The sequence below is a fragment of the Streptomyces sp. NPDC094143 genome (assembly GCF_040303825.1).
Taxonomy (GTDB): domain Bacteria; phylum Actinomycetota; class Actinomycetes; order Streptomycetales; family Streptomycetaceae; genus Streptomyces.
In genome coordinates this window covers 15,978-34,383 of record NZ_JBEOTZ010000043.1, presented here as the reverse complement: position 1 = coordinate 34,383, position 18,406 = coordinate 15,978, and the positions used below count along the sequence as shown (strand labels likewise).

At 70.1% G+C, this 18,406-nt stretch carries 13 protein-coding genes and 4 pseudogenes; 10 read left to right on the top strand and 7 right to left on the bottom strand.

Translation table 11 applies throughout. From position 1 onward, the window contains the following. Positions 1-789: 789 nt before the first annotated feature. Positions 790-1,020 (bottom strand): hypothetical protein, encoded by a 231-nt coding sequence (locus ABTZ58_RS34755; RefSeq protein WP_351365763.1) that lies wholly within the window; start codon positions 1,018-1,020, stop codon positions 790-792. A 51-nt stretch (positions 1,021-1,071) separates the two neighbouring features. Between ABTZ58_RS34755 and ABTZ58_RS34750 the strand changes: the two are divergent. Next, positions 1,072-1,311: pseudogene (locus ABTZ58_RS34750) on the top strand (GvpL/GvpF family gas vesicle protein); the annotation flags it as partial. Positions 1,312-1,511: 200 nt separating this feature from the next. Here ABTZ58_RS34750 and ABTZ58_RS34745 read toward each other — a convergent pair. Further along, a complete protein-coding gene (locus tag ABTZ58_RS34745; RefSeq protein WP_351365758.1) occupies positions 1,512-2,555 on the bottom strand; it encodes a hypothetical protein in 1,044 nt (347 codons plus the stop codon). A gap of 206 nt (positions 2,556-2,761) precedes the next feature. On the opposite strand from ABTZ58_RS34745, the pseudogene ABTZ58_RS34740 reads away from it, so the two are divergent. The 4 genes and pseudogenes from ABTZ58_RS34740 to ABTZ58_RS34725 all read left to right on the top strand — a co-directional run. Next, a pseudogene (locus ABTZ58_RS34740) lies at positions 2,762-3,306 on the top strand (transposase); the annotation flags it as partial. 140 nt (positions 3,307-3,446) lie between these two features. Beyond that, a complete protein-coding gene (locus tag ABTZ58_RS34735) occupies positions 3,447-4,277 on the top strand; it encodes a nucleotidyltransferase domain-containing protein (RefSeq protein ID WP_351365755.1) in 831 nt (276 codons plus the stop codon). Positions 4,278-4,392: 115 nt separating this feature from the next. Then, a pseudogene (locus ABTZ58_RS34730) lies at positions 4,393-5,100 on the top strand (transposase); the annotation flags it as partial. Between the two features lie 412 nt (positions 5,101-5,512). Next, positions 5,513-5,923: pseudogene (locus ABTZ58_RS34725) on the top strand (transposase); the annotation flags it as partial. 140 nt (positions 5,924-6,063) lie between these two features. Here ABTZ58_RS34725 and ABTZ58_RS34720 read toward each other — a convergent pair. From ABTZ58_RS34720 to ABTZ58_RS34700, 5 genes are all read right to left on the bottom strand, one after another. Beyond that, positions 6,064-6,636 carry a hypothetical protein gene (locus tag ABTZ58_RS34720; protein WP_351365752.1) on the bottom strand — a complete coding sequence of 191 codons (573 nt, stop codon included), beginning with the start codon at positions 6,634-6,636 and terminating at the stop codon, positions 6,064-6,066. A 13-nt stretch (positions 6,637-6,649) separates the two neighbouring features. Beyond that, a complete protein-coding gene (locus tag ABTZ58_RS34715; RefSeq protein WP_351365749.1) occupies positions 6,650-8,824 on the bottom strand; it encodes a DUF3289 family protein in 2,175 nt (724 codons plus the stop codon). An 878-nt stretch (positions 8,825-9,702) separates the two neighbouring features. Further along, positions 9,703-10,014 carry a hypothetical protein gene (locus ABTZ58_RS34710; RefSeq protein WP_351365746.1) on the bottom strand — a complete coding sequence of 104 codons (312 nt, stop codon included), beginning with the start codon at positions 10,012-10,014 and terminating at the stop codon, positions 9,703-9,705. A gap of 61 nt (positions 10,015-10,075) precedes the next feature. Next, positions 10,076-11,122, bottom strand: coding sequence for a YihY/virulence factor BrkB family protein (locus ABTZ58_RS34705; protein ID WP_351365743.1), 1,047 nt, complete (start codon positions 11,120-11,122; stop codon positions 10,076-10,078). Positions 11,123-11,960: 838 nt separating this feature from the next. Beyond that, positions 11,961-12,596, bottom strand: coding sequence for a ScbR family autoregulator-binding transcription factor (locus ABTZ58_RS34700; protein WP_351365740.1), 636 nt, complete (start codon positions 12,594-12,596; stop codon positions 11,961-11,963). A gap of 175 nt (positions 12,597-12,771) precedes the next feature. Here ABTZ58_RS34700 and ABTZ58_RS34695 point away from each other — a divergent pair, with 175 nt between their 5' ends. The 5 genes from ABTZ58_RS34695 to sbnA all read left to right on the top strand — a co-directional run bounded on the left by ABTZ58_RS34695 (position 12,772) and on the right by sbnA (position 18,402). Next, positions 12,772-13,782 carry a ScbA/BarX family gamma-butyrolactone biosynthesis protein gene (locus ABTZ58_RS34695; RefSeq protein ID WP_351365737.1) on the top strand — a complete coding sequence of 337 codons (1,011 nt, stop codon included), beginning with the start codon at positions 12,772-12,774 and terminating at the stop codon, positions 13,780-13,782. After that, positions 13,779-14,708, top strand: coding sequence for an NAD-dependent epimerase/dehydratase family protein (locus ABTZ58_RS34690; protein ID WP_351365734.1), 930 nt, complete (start codon positions 13,779-13,781; stop codon positions 14,706-14,708). The genes ABTZ58_RS34695 and ABTZ58_RS34690 overlap by 4 nt, the downstream gene beginning before the upstream one ends. A 306-nt stretch (positions 14,709-15,014) precedes the next feature. Then, on the top strand, positions 15,015-15,947 hold the full coding sequence (locus tag ABTZ58_RS34685; RefSeq protein WP_351365731.1) for a hydroxyacid dehydrogenase: 933 nt from the start codon (positions 15,015-15,017) through the stop codon (positions 15,945-15,947). Positions 15,948-15,976: 29 nt separating this feature from the next. Beyond that, positions 15,977-17,425, top strand: coding sequence for a M20/M25/M40 family metallo-hydrolase (locus ABTZ58_RS34680; RefSeq protein ID WP_351365728.1), 1,449 nt, complete (start codon positions 15,977-15,979; stop codon positions 17,423-17,425). Next, complete coding sequence (sbnA, locus tag ABTZ58_RS34675; RefSeq protein ID WP_351365725.1) at positions 17,422-18,402, top strand: 2,3-diaminopropionate biosynthesis protein SbnA; 981 nt, start codon at positions 17,422-17,424, stop codon at positions 18,400-18,402. Before ABTZ58_RS34680 ends, sbnA begins: the two co-directional genes overlap by 4 nt. Positions 18,403-18,406: the final 4 nt, after the last annotated feature.

Here is an 18,406-nt window from a genome sequence, read left to right as displayed (position 1 = left end):
GAGGGAGCTGGGCTGTCCCGTCTTCCGGCTGCAGTTGGATCTGGGGTAGTGGCCGCTTCCAGGTGTGATCGGCGTCGCCTGGGGTCGCGTTCGGTTTGGTTGTTCGGGCGCTTGGCCTGCGGTTCAGTAGTCATGTGGGATTGATCTTGGTTGCGGGCCCGGTGTCGCGGTGTGGCCGGTTCGGGAGGGCGGCGACTGCGCGGGCGAGGGCAATGGTTTCTGGCGCGCGCTGTGGCCCAGGTGGTGTTGGCACGCGGGTGCGGCAGGAGGCGCTGGTGGGCGCAGTTTCGGCGGCGAGTTCGGGCACGGCCCCTGTGCGGATGGGGGAGGTGAGTCGTGGGTCGGGGGCGGGTGCAGCAGCGCGGACGGGTTGCTACTCGGCCTCGAGCCGCTTCCAGCGCACGGTGGCAGCGATGTGGTGGGCGTCGTCGTTTGAGGGCGAGGCGGGGCAGGGCGCGCGTCAGGTGGGGGAGTGGGGTGCGGGTCAGGGCGGCGAGGTGAGGGGCCGCGTTGTGGTTGAGGTGGAGTTCGGCCGCTGGTGGCGTGCCTTGCGATGGGGGGTGATGTTGGCGCCGTCGAGGAGCTGGGGCAGTGTCAGCTGGTAGGTCGTGGCATGGCGTCGGGCGTATGAGGCGGTCGCTTCGCCGGTCAGCCGCCGTACACGGAAGACGCCCGGTGCGGCTGACGGGATTCGAAGCCATGCCCCTGCGACGACGATGCGCTGTGCGACGCCAGCCCCTGCTGTGGCACGGGCACGGGCACGGGCACGGGCTGTGACGTCTGTCCGGCTCACGGGCTGTTGGTACTCCGGGGCCGGGTGTGAGGTCGGTAGCGTTGTTCGGCGAGGTGATCGAGGCGGATGGCGTGGAGGGTGGTTTTGGTGATGCGCTCGGTGCCGTCGAGGAGGGCCGTGATGGCGGCCTGGCGGTTGGGGCGGGCGAGGCTGCCGATGCGGTCGGCGGTGCGCTGGTGCAGGTAGGGGGCCAGCCTGGGGAGGGTTCCGGGCCGGCGATGACGCACGTCGAGCGCCCGTAGCGTCGTCTACGGACTCACGCGCCCCGACCCCGAGATCCGGTCTTGGCGGAAGCCAACCGCGAGGCTGGCGGCGGCACGCAGGAGAAGAAGATCCGGCTCGGTGAGATGATCGCCGCCGCTGTCCAGGCCCGCGAGGCCACCGACGTGGAGCTGCTCCGGCAGGCGCTGGAGCCGCTCGCCGAGGCAGTCAGCTCCGGGCCGCAGAGCACCGGCTGGCCGGCCAACCTCTCCTTCCTGGTGGACCGCGGGTCGGCGGAACGATTCCTGGCCGCGGTCTACTAACTCCGCCAGGAGCACCCGCCGGCTCGGGCTGACGGCGGCTACCGTCAGCAGCTCGTCGAACTCGCCGTCACTGCCGCATGGGCATGGAGTTCGTCCAGCGCACTGCCGCGACAGGCTGAGCATGCCGCACTGCTGAATGCCCGGGCTGCCTTCTGGGAGGGGTTCGGCGCCCTGGGGCAGTCAACGCCGGCCAGTTATGTGACGCTGCGTACCTTGGCGATGGCGATGAGTGTGCGTCGCTGGCGGTGGCGCCTTTCGTAGTCCAGTACCTGACGGGCTTCGGCGGGGGCGGCGGTCTGCAGCCGGGCGGTGATCTGGTCGGGGATCATGGCGTCGTACCCGGGCCACGGTTCGCTGCCGCGCAGCCGCTCGATGGCGTTCAGGATTTCCGGCCGGCCCGCGTGGGCCCGCTCGTAGCCGTCGAGCGCGGACAGTTGCGCCTGGGAGAGCGTGGGCAGGCGCTGGATGATGTCGGCGACGCGGAAGTGCTCGTATCCGAGGATCGGCGGCTCTTCTTCCCTGGTGACCGCGTCGTCGTCCTCCTCCTCGGGCATTCGGTGGAGCGCGTCTGTGGCTGGGCGCTTAGCCAGTCCGGCACCGCCCTCGGCGGCTTTTCGAACCCGTTGGACGGCAGAGCGCACGGTGCTTGTGGCGGCGTCCGGCGGGCTGCCGTCACCTGATCGCGTGCCGTGGTGGCTGCCGATGGCCGCTGTAGCCCGGGCCTGCTGAGCGAGGCGGTCCTCGAGCGTCGCGAGCAGTTCCTCGTCCTGGCGGCGCAGCGCGGCGAGCAGGTCGGCGGCGACCTGGTCATGAGCCTGCTCGGCAATGCTCTCCCCGGCCCGGCAGGCCGCCAGCGCCCGGGCGGTGATCGAGTATTCGTTCTCGGTGTGTCTCACCCACTCGCGCGGGCTGGGCCCATTGCGACGATGCAGTATGGCGGTTGTGATCGCCGCACCGATCTCGAGCAACAGCCCGGCCATCCGGACGGTTGCCCGGGCGGTGAGGCGGACCCGGTCAGCGGTGTCCCGCAGCGGACGGCCGGGGCGAAGTTCACGCATGTGTCCGTCGATGCGGGCGAGATAGTCGTAGGTGTCGTCTATATGGCGTTCCAGAACCTCCCGTCGAGGGCCCGTGGCGTGGACGGCGATGTCGGCCCGGAAGCGGTCGATGATCGCAGTGTGAGCATCGCGAGCGTCCTCAAGCGCCGGGACAAGCGCATCTGTCGTCACCGCTGTCATGGCGTGCCCTGCCTTCTGTCATGGGCTAGAACTGAGCAGATCAGTGGATCCAGTAGGGACCGGGTATGGGTGTGGCGGAGACCGTTTCAGGGCCCACGAAGGTTCGCCGCTCAACAGCTGGTACCAGTCAGGCACCTGCTGCCTGAGGCGGAACCTCAACGTGCTCGAGTACCCCCGTATCCCTGGCTGATTGCCGGAAATCCGCTGTCCCAACGAGCGGGTGCGACTTCGGCCCTGGGTCGACGGCGCACCGCCGCTTTACCGAGTGGAGCCAGGCTCGTGTGTGGGGCAAACTTCACCACCTGGTTCTGGACGAGCTCGGCGCCAGGGGCGAGCTGGACTGGTCGCGGTGCGCCATCGACTCGGTGAACATGCGCGCGACAAAAAAGGGGGGGACTTGACGGGTCCGAATTCCGTAGATCGCGGTAAGAGGGGTTCAAGGGTCCACTTGGTCAGCGAGCGGACCGATCTGCCCCTCTCGATCGGTATCGCCGCCGCGAACAGGCACGACAGCCATGGAATCGAGCCCCTGACACGGAACATACCTCCCGCCCGTTCCCGGCGCGGGCCCCGCCGATGGCCGCTCCTCGCCCACTAAAACATCGAGTCCTCCCAGAAGCTGGGCCGCCACCCATGGACGGTGGCGTGGCTGTCTGGGTGCCGCCGCCTGCACCGCCGCTACGAGCGCAAGGCCGAGCATTTCCTGGCCTTAGCCGGTATCGCGGCCAGCCTGATCTGCTTCCGCCGACTCGGCGGCCGATCCGTCCCCTATTATCTCGATCATGGGCAACTTCTCCTGAACGGGCCTCGACGGTCCACAGACATCCGCCCGGCAGGTGCCGGGCCCCGTCAGCGTGCCCGCACGCTCACCTCAGGAGACACGACCACACCATGTCCGTTCGCTCTGCCCGTTCCGCCCTGGACGACCGCATCGCACGCCTGCGACAGCTCGCCCACGCCGACGCCCGGCTGGAGGGCGTACTGCTCTACGGCTCGTGGACCGTGGGGGAGGCCGACGCCCATTCCGACATCGAGGCGTACCTCTACATCCAGGACGACCACCTCGCCGACTTCGACGGCCCCGCCTTCCTGGCACAGCTCGCACCGCTCAAGCTCTCCTACACCAACATGTACGGCATCCTCGCCGTCGTCTTCGACGACCTGATGCGCGGAGAGTTCCATCTCACCCCCGCCGGTCCCGGCATCGACGAAGTCCCCACCTGGCAAGGGATGGTGCACCTGCCCCGCCCCGACGACGCCGTCCTGCTCGACCGCACCGGCCGGCTCACCCAGGCCGCCCGACAGCTGGCCACCTTCCAGCCGCCCGAGCCGGTGACCACCGCCCAGCAGCTCACAGACGAGCTGACCAACTGGACGCTCATGCTCGCCCACGTACTGGCCCGCGGCGAGATCGCCCGCGCCCATGCCCTGCTGCACACCGTCATCGCGCCCCAGCAACTGCAGCTCTGCCGCCTGTTGCGCGACAGCACAGCCCACTGGCTCACCCCCAGCCGCGCGCTCGAACAGGACCTGCCCGACACCGACCGTCATCGCTACGTCGCCACCACGGCTGCCGCCCGCGACCAGGACGTGCGCACGGCGGCACGCAACAGCTGGCGGTGGAGCCGCGACCTGGCCGCCGAGGCGGCCGACCGCTGGGCCATTCACCTGCCGCACGAACTCCACGAACAGATCAGCAGCCGCCTGAACGACCCTCGCTGACCCCAATCGGCTGGGGCCACCGGACTCATCCGGTGGCCCCAGCCTGGCGGCCACGGCCGCCGCACAACGCCAATTGGGATCATCTCTCAGACCGTGTGCGGTCGTTGGTTCGGTCATGGGGCGGGGTACGTGGAGTTGGATCGTTCCGGACGGGTTGTGGGAGATCGCCAAGCCGCTGATCCCACCGTCGAGAGCGCGGCCGCAGGGCGGACGGAACGCAGGACACTCCTGATGAGACGCTGCTCGAGGCGAACATTGGTCAGCGACTGCGCTGGGCGCCAACTGCCGCCCTTCGGGGATATCGAGGTCGAGAGCCGGTGTCTGGGCCCGCCTGCACCAAGCCGTGCTGCACCGTCTCGACGACGCCGGCCTCATCGACGTCACCCGCGTCGTCCTCGACACCGCTCATGTCAGGGCTAAAAAGGGGGGAGCGAACACACAGGTCCGAGCCCCCGTGGACCGGGGCAAGCCGGGTTCCAAGATGCACATCCTGTCGGACGCGAACGGACTGCCCCTCCTCGACGGCATCTCGGCTGGCAGCAACACCCACGACAGCGAGGGTCTGAAGCCGATGATCGAGGGTCACCAAACGAGACACGACCCCCACCGCGGCCGGTACTTCAAGCCCCAGTGCCCACACGCAGACAAAGCCTACGATCGCGCCGACCTGCGCAGATGGCTCCGATGGAAGCGAATCGGAGTACGCATCGCCCGCAAAGGCGTCGAATCCAGCGAACGAAGAGGGCGCCGCCGCGGGGGCATCGAGCGGACGATGTCCTGGCTCTATGGCTACCGACGCCTGACCCCTCGCTACGAGCGCCACCACGTAGTACACGGCCTAAGCGGCGGCGGCCCCAGGAGTAGGCCCGCGGGGTGGAGGGGCCGCGGGCCATGGACCCACAGCGCCGCGCTGCCAGACCACAAACTGTCCACGTGGCAACGGGCCACTGCGCGTGTTCCAAAGCAACCGCTTCCACGCCCTCGTACGCTCCCTGGCATGGATGACGCACAACCAGGCGGTGACAGCGGCGAGCCCACTGCACGATGGGGTTCGGGGCCCTGTTCCCTCCAAGACGTCCTACGGGAGCTGAACATCAATCTGCAGTCGCTCTCAGCGCGCCGGGGCACCCCCTCCCTCCGTGGCGCGGTCGACCGCCACGGCCGCGGGTCCGTCCGGGAGTGAAGGCCACTGAGGGCTTCACCAACAATCGGGCGATGCCGTCCACAGGCAGCGTGACAGAGGGTCCCGGGGGATTGCCGCGCGTGAGGTGATCCCGGAATGGGCACGTACGGTCGCAGGCGGCGCAGTCCGCGCAGTTGTCGGCCAGATCCATGTCTTTCCCGCCGGGCGGTTCCGCCGCGAGATGGGCAAGGGACCCGGGCGGTGGCCACCGTGATCGACTTCCGAAGCGTGAAAGCCGCGGACACCGTCTCCAGGGCCACCCGCGGCTACGACGCGGGCAAGAGATCAACGGCAGCAAACGCTACCTGGTCGTCGACACCTGCGGCCTGCTCCTCACGGTCATGGTCACCACCGCCGACCTGCACGACGCCGCAGCGCGAAGGAAGTCCTGTTCCGCCTTCGCCTGATGCACCCCGGGATCAAGATCGCCTGGGCAGACTCCGCCTACGCCGGGAGTCTCGTCGGCAACCCCGGATCGGGCCAAGCGGGACGACGTACGGCGAGGGTCCGGACGTCCGCTGGATCGGAAGCCCGGGCCCTACTCGGCCGCGCCGGTCAGGCCGGGTGCCTGCTGCTTCCCGGCGAAGCGTTCCGCGGGCCCTCCTACGGGAACTGCTTCTCCTCGCGGCCTATGTCGTCGATCGGGCCGAGGATCGTCCAGCCGGGCCCGAGGGGACGGGTGGAGCGGAAGCCGTGGGCGTCCGCGTACTCCTCGGCCTCGTCCGCGGTGTCCTCGGGGGCGCGCATGATCGTGTAGCGCGGGGGGTCCTCGTGGTAGAAGCGGTAGAACGTGCGGCCCTCGTCCTTGGACTGGTAGAGGATCACGCTGACGCCCCAGAGGGCGTCGTACACCTTCTGGTCGCGCGAGGGTGTCGTCGTGCATGTGTCGGAGGGTCGGCCGGGCTCGCGGACGCAGGTCCGGTACCGGCTCCAGTCGATGCGTTCGGCGCGGGGGTGTTGTGCGATCAGCTTCCGCATCCGGGCGTCGGCCCGGGCGAAGGCGTCCTCGCGGCGGTCGTACTCCTGCTGCAGCCGGTTGAAGCGCTGCTCGTCGAAGCCTCTGCCGAAGTGGGCCCCCAGGCCCGTGAGGACGGCGACCCGCCAGGCCGCGAACCCGGCCGTCACGACGAGCAGCGTGACGACCAGGACCCGGCCCGGCGAGCGCCTGTGGGGCATCAGGCCGGCGCGGTCAGAACGTGCCGCTGATGGAGATCTCGATGTCCGCCTGCGCGATCGGCGGGGGGTACTTCCCGTCGAACCGGTCATAGTGCTGGAGCGTAAACCAGTCGATGAAGCCGTACTCCGTGATTTCGTCGTCCGGGTCGAGACCGAAGTGGTCGTAGGAGTGGAAGACGAGCTTGCCGGAGAAGGAGTTGCCCTCGACCTTGTAGTCCTTCAGCGCGATCGTGTGGCCGTGGAACTGGTGGATCGCGATGGAGAGGGCGCGCTGGTTGGCGTCCCAGAGCGAGAAGTCGTACACCGGGTACTTCACGTCCTGGCGGAGGAACTCCTGGAAGAGGAAGTTCTTGGAGAGGTCCTCCTGGACCTTCAGCTGATCGGTGCGGCCCTTGTTGTCGATGAGGGACTGCTTGATGATCTGGCTGGCCTTGTCGGTGTACGCCTTCTCCTGTGGTGAGGCGCCGACGGCGCGGGAGAGGGCCGTGCCGGAGCCGCGGTAGAGGTAGCGGCCGGGGTCGAAGTTGTCGTCGACGGTGACCGTGCCCGCGCTCTGGCCGCCGCGGCCGTAGCGGAAGGCGTTGCGGAGGTCGTCGACGGACTGGGCGTAGTCGGCGTCGGCGCCGAGCTTGCCGAAGTTCATGATGTCGTTGAACTCGGCCCACATCCAGGACTCGGGCGTGATGCGGGCGACCCAGAACTCCCAGGCGAGGTCGGTGAGTTCGTCGAAGTTGTAGTCGTTGAAGGTGAGGTCGTCGGCGACGCGCGGGTCGGCCGGGACGGGCGGGTGCTGGGGGTCGGGGGCCTTGCGGCGGCCCTCGCGGAAGGACGACTGGTGGATCAGCATGTCGGTCGGGAGCGGGTCGCCCGGGTCACCCGGGTCTCTGCCGTCGCCGGGGGTGTCGGAGAGGATTCGCTTGCCAGGCGCCTTGGGGCCCGCCTTGTCGAAGGCATGGCTGTCGAGGACGACGTACTTGGCGGAGCCGCCGGCCGTGGCGGTGGCCGTGATCGTGTTGCCGCTGCGCTGCTGGCCCGACTGCTTGACGAGGTGGCGGGCCTTGTCGTCGTAGCGGTAGAGGGCCGGTGCGGTGCCCTCCGTACGGTCGGGGTCGAGGCGGAAGGTGAGACTCGCGGCGCCGTCCGCGGGGGCGGAGACCTGGAAGCCGTTGCCGAGGTAGCCCGGAGTGGACTCCGGGAACTCCCGCTGGTCGGCAGGGAGCCTGGTGACCTGGAAGCCGCCGACCTGCCTGGCACGCAGGCCTTTGAGCGTGGCCTCGGCGGCGGTGGCGCCGCCGTCCGCGCGGCGCGTCACGTCGAAGGCGGAGTTCTTAGCGCGGGGGGAGGCGTTGAGCCTCGTCTCCTCGCCGTCCTGGACGCCGTCGCCGTCGGTGTCGGCCTTGGTGGGCTCCGTGCGGAGCTTCAGCTCGCGGGCGTCCGCGAGGCCGTCCTGGTCGGTGTCGGCGCGGGTGGGCGTGGTGCGGAGCTTGAGCTCGCGGGCGGCCGTGAGGCCGTCCTTGTCCGGGTCCTCGGCGCCGTCCTTGGTGCCGTCGCCGTCGGTGTCGGCCTTGAGCGGGGTGCTGAAGCGGTAGCCGAGCTCGGCGAAGTCGGACAGGCCGTCGCCGTCGGTGTCCTCGGACTTGGGGTCGAGCTTGGCGCGCACCTCCAGGTCGTCGGGGAGGCGGTCGCCGTCGGTGTCCTCCGTCGGCGAGATGCCATGCTTGGCGAAGGACGCCCAGGTCGGGGTATCGGCCTTGGCACCGGGCTCGGCGCGGTACCAGACGGTCTCGGTCCTGCCCGGCTGAAGGGTGTTCGTGGGGCCGACGCCCTGGAGCGTCGTGCGCGCGTCCTGGGGGGCGGCGAGCTTCGCGGCGGAGGTGTCCGTGATGCGGTCAGAGAGCTCGAAGGTCAGCGACCATTTGGAGACGGGGTGATCGGAAACGTTCTCGAGCTGGAGCCGGGCGACGTACGAGCCCTCCCTCGCTTCGCCGCGGAGGGCGGCCGGGACCTGGCTCCACGCCGCGTCGCCGGGGGCGACCTGGCGGTAGGAGACGTCGACCGTGTCGTCGCGGTAGAGCGTCGCCCCGTCGGTGGCCGCGCCGTCGTTGGGGGTTCCCGCGGCGGCGGGCACGGCCGTGCCGAGGAGAAGGAGTAAGGCCGCGCCGAGGGGCACGGCGGCGCTTCTGTTCATGGGACCTCCCATGTCTGAAGCCATGTCTGAAGACATGCCTGTTGTCTCGAAACTCCCGTTGTGTCACGGCAGTTCGGGATCGAACGGGGAAGCTAGCATGCGTGGGTTCTGGTTCCCAAGGTGTAGTAGAGGCGAAATCGAGACGTTTGGGAGATTGGTAAGCCCTGTTCGGCCCCGGAGTCCTGGTGCTCCAGTCAGAGATCGTTGCCCGAGCTGGTCGGCCTCGTTGTTCCAGGCATGGTGGGGATGGACGAAGCTGACCTGTGGGCTGGGGAGTTGGGGTCGGTGTCCGCCCGTGTGGCGGGCCGGTTCTCGCGGGTGGATCTGCGGTGGCGGATTCCGCCGGTATGGGCATGTGCCCGGGCGCCCTGGATCTCCTCGTCATTGCCTTCCCCGAGGAGCATCACCGCCCTGGGGCAGTGGCGTGGGCTCTGGCCTCTCCGTCCGCAGGCAGCGCCGTCGGCGGCCTGGTCACGGCGTCGTCCCGTGGCGTATCTCAAGCAGGCTGCGGTTGTCGCTCCTTGCCCCAGCACTGGCGCTGGTTCTGGCTGCGACTGGGCTTTCGCCGTATCCCTACGTGCTCATTGCATGGGTAGGAGTCGGTGGCCTGTTCGTCTCTCCGGCCATAACGACTGCCTACCTGATCACCGACGAGTCTGTAGGCCCTGCTGCCCGCACTCAAGCAGGTACCTGGGTCGATACCGCTCCTAACGCCGGGTCAGCTGGGGCCGCGGCCGCTGCAGGATGGCTCGTGGACCGCATGCCCTTGCCCCTTCGTTTCGTAGTTGCAGCGACCCCGGCAGTGCCGTCCGCAGCAACCGTCCTGCAGCGGTCTCGTCGTCCCCCTGAACGGGGCCTCGAAGTCTGAAAGCGAAGAGTCATCGGGCTGAACAGCGGGCACTCAGGGACCGACCATCGTCGACGCCGTATTGCGACCCGCCCCGTTTGCTGCCCACTCCGTCGGAGATCAGCTGCGCCAGCGCCATGGCCGCTCCTCCCGCGGCTGCCGCCGCCCGGCCGCGCCATCCGCCCACCGCGGCCATCACCACCGCTGCGCCGCACCACAGCTTCGTGCCCTCCGCGGCCTCCTCCACCGCCGACAGCACCTTGCCGGCAGCAGGTGGAATGCGGGTGGCGACCTGCTGTGACAGCACCCGATCGGTATCACGCAACTTGGCCAGCACTCTCATGAGCCACTGGTATCCCGGCATCTGCCCGTCCGCACCGTGATCATCCGCCCGTGCAGACCGGTCAGGACTCCTCCAGGCGGCGCACGTCCCGCTCGTCCCATTTCCGGGTGTCGCGGGGCTGGGTGTAGGGCTCGGCCTCGGGCGGGTGCCCACCGGCGATGGCCCGCTGCCGCACCGTCTCGGCGTCGAACTCCAGGCCCAGCAGGATGGCCAGGTTGCTGATCCACAGCCACACCAGGAACACGATGACACCGGCCATCGTGCCGTAGGTCTTGTTGTAGGAGGCGAAGTTGGCGACGTAGAACGCGAACCCGGCGGAGGCCAGCATCCAGATCACCAGCGCCAGGAAGCTACCGGGTGTGACCCAGCGGAAGCCTTTCACCTTGGCGTTGGGGCACGCCCAGAACAGGATCGCGATCATCACCGTGACCAGGAGCACCAGCACCGGCCACTTCGCGATCGACCACACCGTCACCACACTGTCCCCGATTCCGAGGGCCTGCCCGGCCTGCTGGGCGACAGGGCCGGTGAAGACCACGATCAGCGCGCTGACCACGGCGAGGACCATCAGCACCACCGTCACCGCCAGCCGGACCGGCAGAACCTTCCACACCGGTCGGCCCTCGGGCATGTCGTAGACGGCGTTGGCGGTGCGGATGAACGCCGCGACGTAGCCGGACGCCGACCAGACCGCCAGTGCAAGGCCGACGATCGCCATGACCGACCCGGTGCCGGCGTTGCCCTGCAGTTGTTCCACTGCCCGGGTCATGATGTCGCGGGCCGAGCCGGGGGTGAGCTGCTGGAGATTGTCCATCACCTTGTCCGTGGCCGACTTGCCGGTCAGGCCCAGCAGCGAGACCAGGACCAGCAGGGCCGGGAACAGTGACAGCACCCCGTAGTACGTCAGAGCCGCGGCGCGGTCGGTCAGCTCGTCGTCCTGGAACTCCTTCAGCGTCCCCTTGAGGACCTGTACCCAGGAGCGTTTCGGCAGCTGCGTCGGCCCGTCCGGCGCCGCCCGCTCCACCTCTGGGCCCGGCCCGGCCTCCTCAGGCTCGGGCGGTACACCGCCGTGATCATTCCCACGCCCTGGAAGATGCAGCTTCGCCATGCCCCACCGGGTGCCCGCCGACGCCCCCTCCACGCCCCCGCAGCCGCGACCACCGGCTGCCACCACACCCCGGCCTGGCCGCCTCAGGCCCCCGGGCGGGCACCATCGGCCCTCAACGGCCGCCCAGACCGGGCATTACGCGGCTCCCGGCCAGACACACCCCGGCGGCCGCGCCCCACAACGGCCCGGCGGCTGGTGTCGCTGTGAACGAGCCGCAGGTGCCTGCCGCGGGCGTGACGCCCCGTCGACACCCCGCACTGCACCCGGTCTTCCAGACGATCCATCGAGTACAGCAGCACGGCAGCAGCAGAACAGCAACGGCGATCACCGCGCACCCCCTCCGGCAGACGACACCCTGCGGGTCTCCGCCGCCGTCCTGCCCAGCACAGGACGCGCGTGTCAGAGCTGTGAGCATCACGCAACGGCCGCATGACGTGCGCGAGACGGGCCATGACCGGAAGGGCGCGAAGTGATCACGGGTGTCTCTGCGCCTGCCGCCAGCGCTGCCCGCTGCTCACACCGACCTGATCGGCGTGGTCAAGGCCCAGGGCAAGGAATACGCGCGCGCCGGCATCACCCTCAACGCCCTGGCACCCGCCGTGTTCCACACCCCAGTCCTCGACTCCCAACCCGAGGAGGGAGTGCGGTACACGTCCCCAAAGCCGACTGCTGGTCAAGCAGTCCCTGGGGGCTGCGCGTCGCCGATTCGTCGTCCACGCCGAGTACCTCAGTGGTACTCCCGTACATGCGTCCCGAGTGTTGCGCAGCAGGAAGCCGGCGTGATGTCACCCGGGCCGGACACCGGCCAGTGCCCGGCAGCGGCGGCCGCGCCGGACGGTCAGGCCCCGTCGGGAAGGTCGAGTCCGGGAGATCCGGTCGGCAGCATCGTGCGCACGGCCTCCGGGGTCGCGATGCCGGGGAGGATCTGCTCCCACCAGCGAGCCAGGCGCTCGTGAAGGTCACGCCGGTCGCACGTGACGTGGGAGAGCATCTGGATGCCGGTGAAGGAGCCCACCACGCTCGCCGCCACGTCCTCAGGGGCCATCTCCGGCTTCAGTTCGCCGGCGCCCTGCGCACGGGCCAGTTCGCGTCCGAAGGCGCGCAGCCACCAGTCGTAGAGGTCGGAGTCGTTCGCCTGGAAGGTCCCCCGCTCCACCGTGAGCCGTATGCTCGCCCGGAACAGGACATCCGTGCGCAGCCGGCGGGCCAACTCGTGGGTGAGGTCGATGACCTGCTGCATGGGTGACGCGGACCGGCTGCGGATCTCGACCGGAATCTCGGTCTGCGCCGCCATCACCCCGCGCGCGATCTCCTCCTTGGACGCGAAGTGGAAGTACATGGCCCCCTTGGTGACGCCGCTGCGCTCCTGGATCTCGTTGATGCTCGCCGCCGCATAGCCCCGTTCGTCGAAGACCTGGGCCGCCCCGACGAGGAGTTTCCGCCGCGTCTCGATCGCTCGTTCCTGTCGGGCCATTGCGTGACACCTTCGTTTCCGCGTCATGTCGGACTCATGAAGAGCCTGATGAGATACAGCCAAAACAAACCAGACGTTGGGTATTGTATGACCCCGCAAGCTGTATCGCGATCATTTGTGCCCGGAGGGCCGAGTGGCGGCTTCCGGGAAGCAGCGCAGACAGGAGCCGTGTGACATGCCGGTCGACCTCCCCCTCCGTTCCGTCCCCACCGCTCGCACCCCCCCGCCCGCCGACGAACACTTACGCCCCCTCTCCTTCGAACAGACGGCACCGCGCGATCTCGTCCACCGGTGGGCCGTCGGCGAGGTACTGCTCACCGACTGGATACGCCTCGGCCCGCACCGCTTCAAGGTGGGTGCGCAGTGGCCGCGCGGCCACGGCTTCTACGGCCCGGTCGGCGGCTTCTGGCACGACCCACTGCTGGCCGCCGAAAGCATCCGGCAGACGTCCTCCCTGGTCAGCCATGTCTTCTACAACCTGCCCCGGGAGCATCCGACCCTGATGACGGACCTCAGTTTCACCCTCTGCCCCGATGCCCTGCGCATCGGCCCCCGACCGGTCGACGTCGAGCTGACCGTCGAGGGCACCGACGTGAAGCTGCACGGTGACCGTCTGGCGGGGATGACGATGGAGGTCGGGCTCGCGTGGGGCGCCGTCGCCCTGGGCCACGGCCGGATGACGTTCAACTGCATGCGGCGCTCGGTCTACCGGCGGCTGCGGGGCTCGTACGCCGAGATCCCCGCCGGCCTGCCCGACCAGCCCACGCCCCTGCCTCCCCACCAGGTCGGCCGCACCACCGAGGCCGACGTGGTCCTCGGCCTCCCGCCAGCCGGTCAGGGCCAGGCTCATCCCGACGAGGGCGTCTGGCCGCTGTGTGTCAACTGGGCGCACCCCACTCTCTTCGACCACCCCACCGACCATGTCCCCGGGATGCTCCTGCTGGAGGCCGCTCGGCAGGCGGCACACCGCCTCGCGGGCCCCGGCACGGTTCTGACGCCCGTGATGGCCAGCCGGTTCCACAAGTACGTGGAGTTCGACAGCCCCTGCCTGGTGCGTGCCCGGCTGCTCACCACCGGCACCGGCAGCAGGGAGGTCCAGGTGGCCGCCGAACAGAACGGCGCCATCGCCTACGAATGCGTGCTCACCGCCCACCGCGTGCCCGCCTCTTCGAGGGACGGACGGTGAACAGGCCGCGGGTCCTGGTCACCGGCGGGTCCGGGTTCATCGGCGGCACGGTCGTCCCGCTCCTGCAATCCGCGGGGGTGCGGGTGCGCGTGCTGGCCCACCTGCGGTTCCCGGCGGCGGGACCGCGGGTCGAGGTCGTGGAAGGCGACCTCACCGACCCCACCACCCTGCGCGGCATCTGCCGCGACGTGGACTGCGTGCTGCACCTCGCCTCGTACATCGGCAAGGACGAGGAGCGGTGCGAGGCGGTGAACGTCGACGGCACACGCCACCTGGTGGCCGAGGCCGACCGGGCGGGGGCGGGCGGGCTCGTGCAGTTGAGCACCGCGGCCGTGTACGGCAACGGGCCGTTCCGCGGGACGGCCGAGGACGCGGTGGAGCCGCGCCCCGTCTCGCCGACCAGCCGCAGCCGCCTGGCCGGCGAGCGGTTCGTGCTCGGGGCGGGCGGCGCGGTCCTGCGCCCGTACCTCGTCTACGGCCGGGGCGACGAGTGGGTGATGCCGGCTCTGCTGCGGACGGTGCGCGCTCTGCGCTCCGGGCTGCCCGAGGGCGGGTCGGCGCTGCTGTCGCTCACGGAAGTGGGCAGTCTCGCCACGACTCTCGCGCGGATGGCCGTGACCCCACCGTCGCGACGTGCGACCGGCGTCCTCCATGCCTGTCCGGCCCGACCGGTCAGTCTGCGGGAACTGGTCGTGGCCGCGCACCGGCACCTCGGATTCCCGCTCGTGGAAGGCGACCAGCCGTTCGACCGAGCGAGGCAGGAATTGATCGCCGCCGGGTGCGACGGGCATCTCCTGGATCTATTCGGGGTCGATCACTGGTTCGACGCGACCCGGCTGCGAACGTCGGTCGGCCACGCGCCGGACATCGGCCTCCCCGCGGGGCTGGCGGCTCACGCCGCCTGGTACCGCGAGCAGTTGTTCTGACGCGCGCGGGCCGCGGCGCCGTCCCGTATGCCCGGGTTCGGCGCCCGCCCGCGCCATGGCAGTCCCATCCGGTCCGGGCGCGACGGGAGCGCCCGGGCCGGAGCCGGCCCGCTCGCGCTCTGGTCCGCCCCCGGCCTTCGCCGTGCGCCGCGCTGGTACCCGCCTGGACCGCAGCCGACCGGAGTGACGCAGGACACACGGAAGGCGGCTTCCCAGAAACAAAACCAAACGTTAGGTTTTCTCTGAAACAAACCAAACGTTTGTCTTTTTATCCGATGGCCTCGACGCCTCCTCAAGGAGAGATCCGTGCCCTCACCGATCGTGATCGTGAGTGACGCACTGCCCGGTGACACCCTCGCCGCCCTCCAGACCACCTGCGACGTCCGGCACGTCGAAGGCCGGGACCGCCCGGCCCTGCTCGCAGCCATGTCCGACGCGGACGCCCTGATCGTCCGCAGCGGCACACGGGTCGACGCCGAGGTGCTCGACCGGGCACCCCGGCTCCGAGTCGTCGCCCGCGCCGGCGTCGGTCTCGACAACGTGGACACCACCACCGCCCGGGCGCGCGGCATCACCGTGGTCAACGCCCCCGACTCCAACACCGTGAGCGTCGCCGAACTCACCGTCGGGCTCATCGTCGCCTCGATGCGCCACATCACCGCCGCGGCCCGTTCCCTGCGGGACGGCGAATGGCGCCGGTCCGACTTCGCCGGGGTGGAACTGGCCGGCCGGACCCTGGGCATCGTCGGCTACGGCCGCATTGGCCGGCAGGTCGCGCGCCGGCTGGCCGCCTTCGACATGCGCATCCTGGTGCACGACCCGTACGCGGACACCGTCGGCGACGACGTACAGGCCACCAGGCTGGACGAACTGCTCGCCGCGAGCGACGTCGTCACCCTCCACCTGCCGAAGACCCCCGCGACCACGGGACTCCTCGGCGCCCGCGAACTGGCCCTGATGAAGCCCACCGCGCTCCTCGTCAACACCGCCCGCGGCGGCATCGTCGACGAGGCCGCCCTGGCCCGGGCGCTGCGCGACGGAGAACTGGCCGGCGCGGCGCTGGACGTGTTCGCCGCCGAACCCCCGGGACACTCACCGCTGCTGGCCCTGCCCAACGTGCTCGCCCTCCCGCACCTGGGCGCCAGCACGCGCGACGCCCAGCTACGCGCCGGACAGGATGTCGTCCGCAAGGTCCTCGAGGAACTGGCTCCGCTCCTCACCCCCGTTCGCGCCGCCTGAGCGACCGCACCCGCATGCCGGAGACCACCATGTCTGCTCTCCCCTTAGCCGCGACCGTGCGCTCCGCGATGACCAGGGCACGCGACGATCTCGCCGAACTGGTCGCGCTGCGCACCGTCGTCGGGGTCTCACCCCCCGACCAGTTCCGTCGCGCGGCCCGCCACATCGCCGCCCTGCTCACGGACGCCGGCTTCCCCGAAATCCGACTGCTTCCCACCGACGAGGGCACAGAGACGGTCTACGCCCGCCGCCCCGGCCCGCCCGGCGCGCCCTCCGTGGTGCTCTACGCCCACTACGACGTCGTCTCCGCCCAGGACGAGACCGCCTGGCGCACTCCGCCGTTCGAACTGACCGAGCGGGACGGACGCTGGTACGGCCGTGGCAGCGCCGACTGCAAGGGCAACGTCGTCATGCACCTCACCGCGCTGCGCGCCCTGCAGGCCGCCCTGCCCGACGACCCCTGTCCGGCCCTCGACCTGGTGGTCCTCGTCGACGGCAGCGAGGAACCCGGGAACGGCAGCTTGGAGAAGCTGCTACGCGCCCACCCCGACCTCCTCGCTCCGGACGCCGTCATCGTCGCCGACACCGGGAACGTGGCCCCGGGCGTCCCGACACTGACCACGTCCCTGCGCGGCATGGCCGTCGTGGAGATCACGCTCACCACGCTGTCCAAGACCTTGCACTCGGGCCAGTTCGGCGGACCCACCCCCGACGCGATGACCGCCCTGATCCGTCTGCTGGCCACCCTGCACGACAGCCGGGGCGTGCCCTGCGTGCCTCGCCCGGACGTCGCTGGGACGGCCGCGGCCCGGGGCGGTGCGGACCGCGACGGGTACGCCGAGGCGGACTTCCGCGCCGACGCCGGCGTTCTGGACGGTGTCGAGCTCATCGGCGCCGGCTCCATCACCGACCGGTTGTGGACTTCACCTTCCGTCACGGTGCTCGCCGTGCAGTCGCCGCCCCTGGACGACGCGGTGCCGGCGCTCCTGCCGTCGGCGAAGGCACTGATCAGTGTTCGGACCCCGCCCGGGGAGGACGTCCTGCGGGTGCACGAGGCGCTCGAGGGCCATCTGCGGGGGAGGGCTCCCTGGGGCGCGCACCTGGACATCCGGCGCGTCACCAGTGGTCCGTCCTTCCGCGCGGACACAGGCGGAACCGCGCACGCCGTGATGCTCGGCGCCATGCGGGACGCCTTCGGTGTCCCGGCCCGCGAAGTGGGTGCCGGTGGCTCCATCGCCGTTTGCTCCGCCTTCCGCACGCTCTACCCCGACGCCGAGATCATCCTGTGCGGCGTCGAGGACCCGCCGTCGAACATCCACGGCACCGACGAGAGCGTGAGCCCGCGGGAGATCGCCTCTCTGGCTCACGCCGAAGCCCTCTTCCTGCGCCGCCTGGCCGCGCTGCGGACGAATCCGCGCGGCAGGGACGACGACGGCGCCACCCGCCCTGAGCCCACCGGTCAGCGGGAGGACCGATGATCTACCAGCGCGCCTGCGACATCGTCACCGACGACGTCTTCCTGGAACTGAACGGCGTCCTGTCCGGCAGCAGCCTCTTCCTGAAACTGGAGGGGATGAACCCGGCCGGGTCGGTGAAACTCAAGTCCGCGCTCGGCATGGTGGAGGACGCCGAAAGCAGGGGAGTGCTCTGGCCCGGCGGCCGGATCGTGGAGTCCTCCTCCGGCAGCCTCGGCATCGCCCTGGCCGTCATCGCCGCCGCTCGCGGATACCACTTCACCTGCGTGACCGACCCCAACATCTCCACCCAGAGCCTGGCCCTGATCCGCGCATTGGGAGCCGAGGTCGTCCAGGTCACCCGTCGCGACCGCAACGGCGGCTACCTGGGCACCCGGATCGCCCACATCCACCGGATGATTGAGGCCGATCCCGGCCTGGTGTGGCTCAACCAGTACGCCAACCCCGCAAACGCCCAGGCGCACGCGCGCCGGACCGCCACGTCGATCCTGAAGAACATCGGTCATGTCGACGTCCTGGTCGTCGGCGCGGGCACCACCGGCACCCTCATGGGCTGCACCCGGCACTTCCGCGCCTTCTCGCCCTGGACCAGGATCGTGGCGGTGGACACCACCGGGTCCGTCACCTTCGGCGGTCCGCCCGGCCTGCGCCACATCCCCGGCCTCGGCACCAGCCGCCGCCCCGAGTTGTGCCGGCCCGACCAAGTGGACGAGGTGGTCCTCGTCGACGAACCCGACGCCGTCCGCATGTGCCGGCGTCTGGCCCGGGGACACGGACTGCCGGTCGGCGGCTCCACCGGGTCCGTTCTCGCGGCCCTGGAGTCGATGGCCGACCGCATCCCCGCGGGCTCGCGTGTCGTGGCGCTCTCCCCGGACATGGGCGACCGCTACGTGAAGACGATCTACGACGACATGTGGGTGGCCAACACCTACGGCAGCGACGTCCTGGGCGGCTCCGGCACGCACCCCGTCGCCGTATGACCGG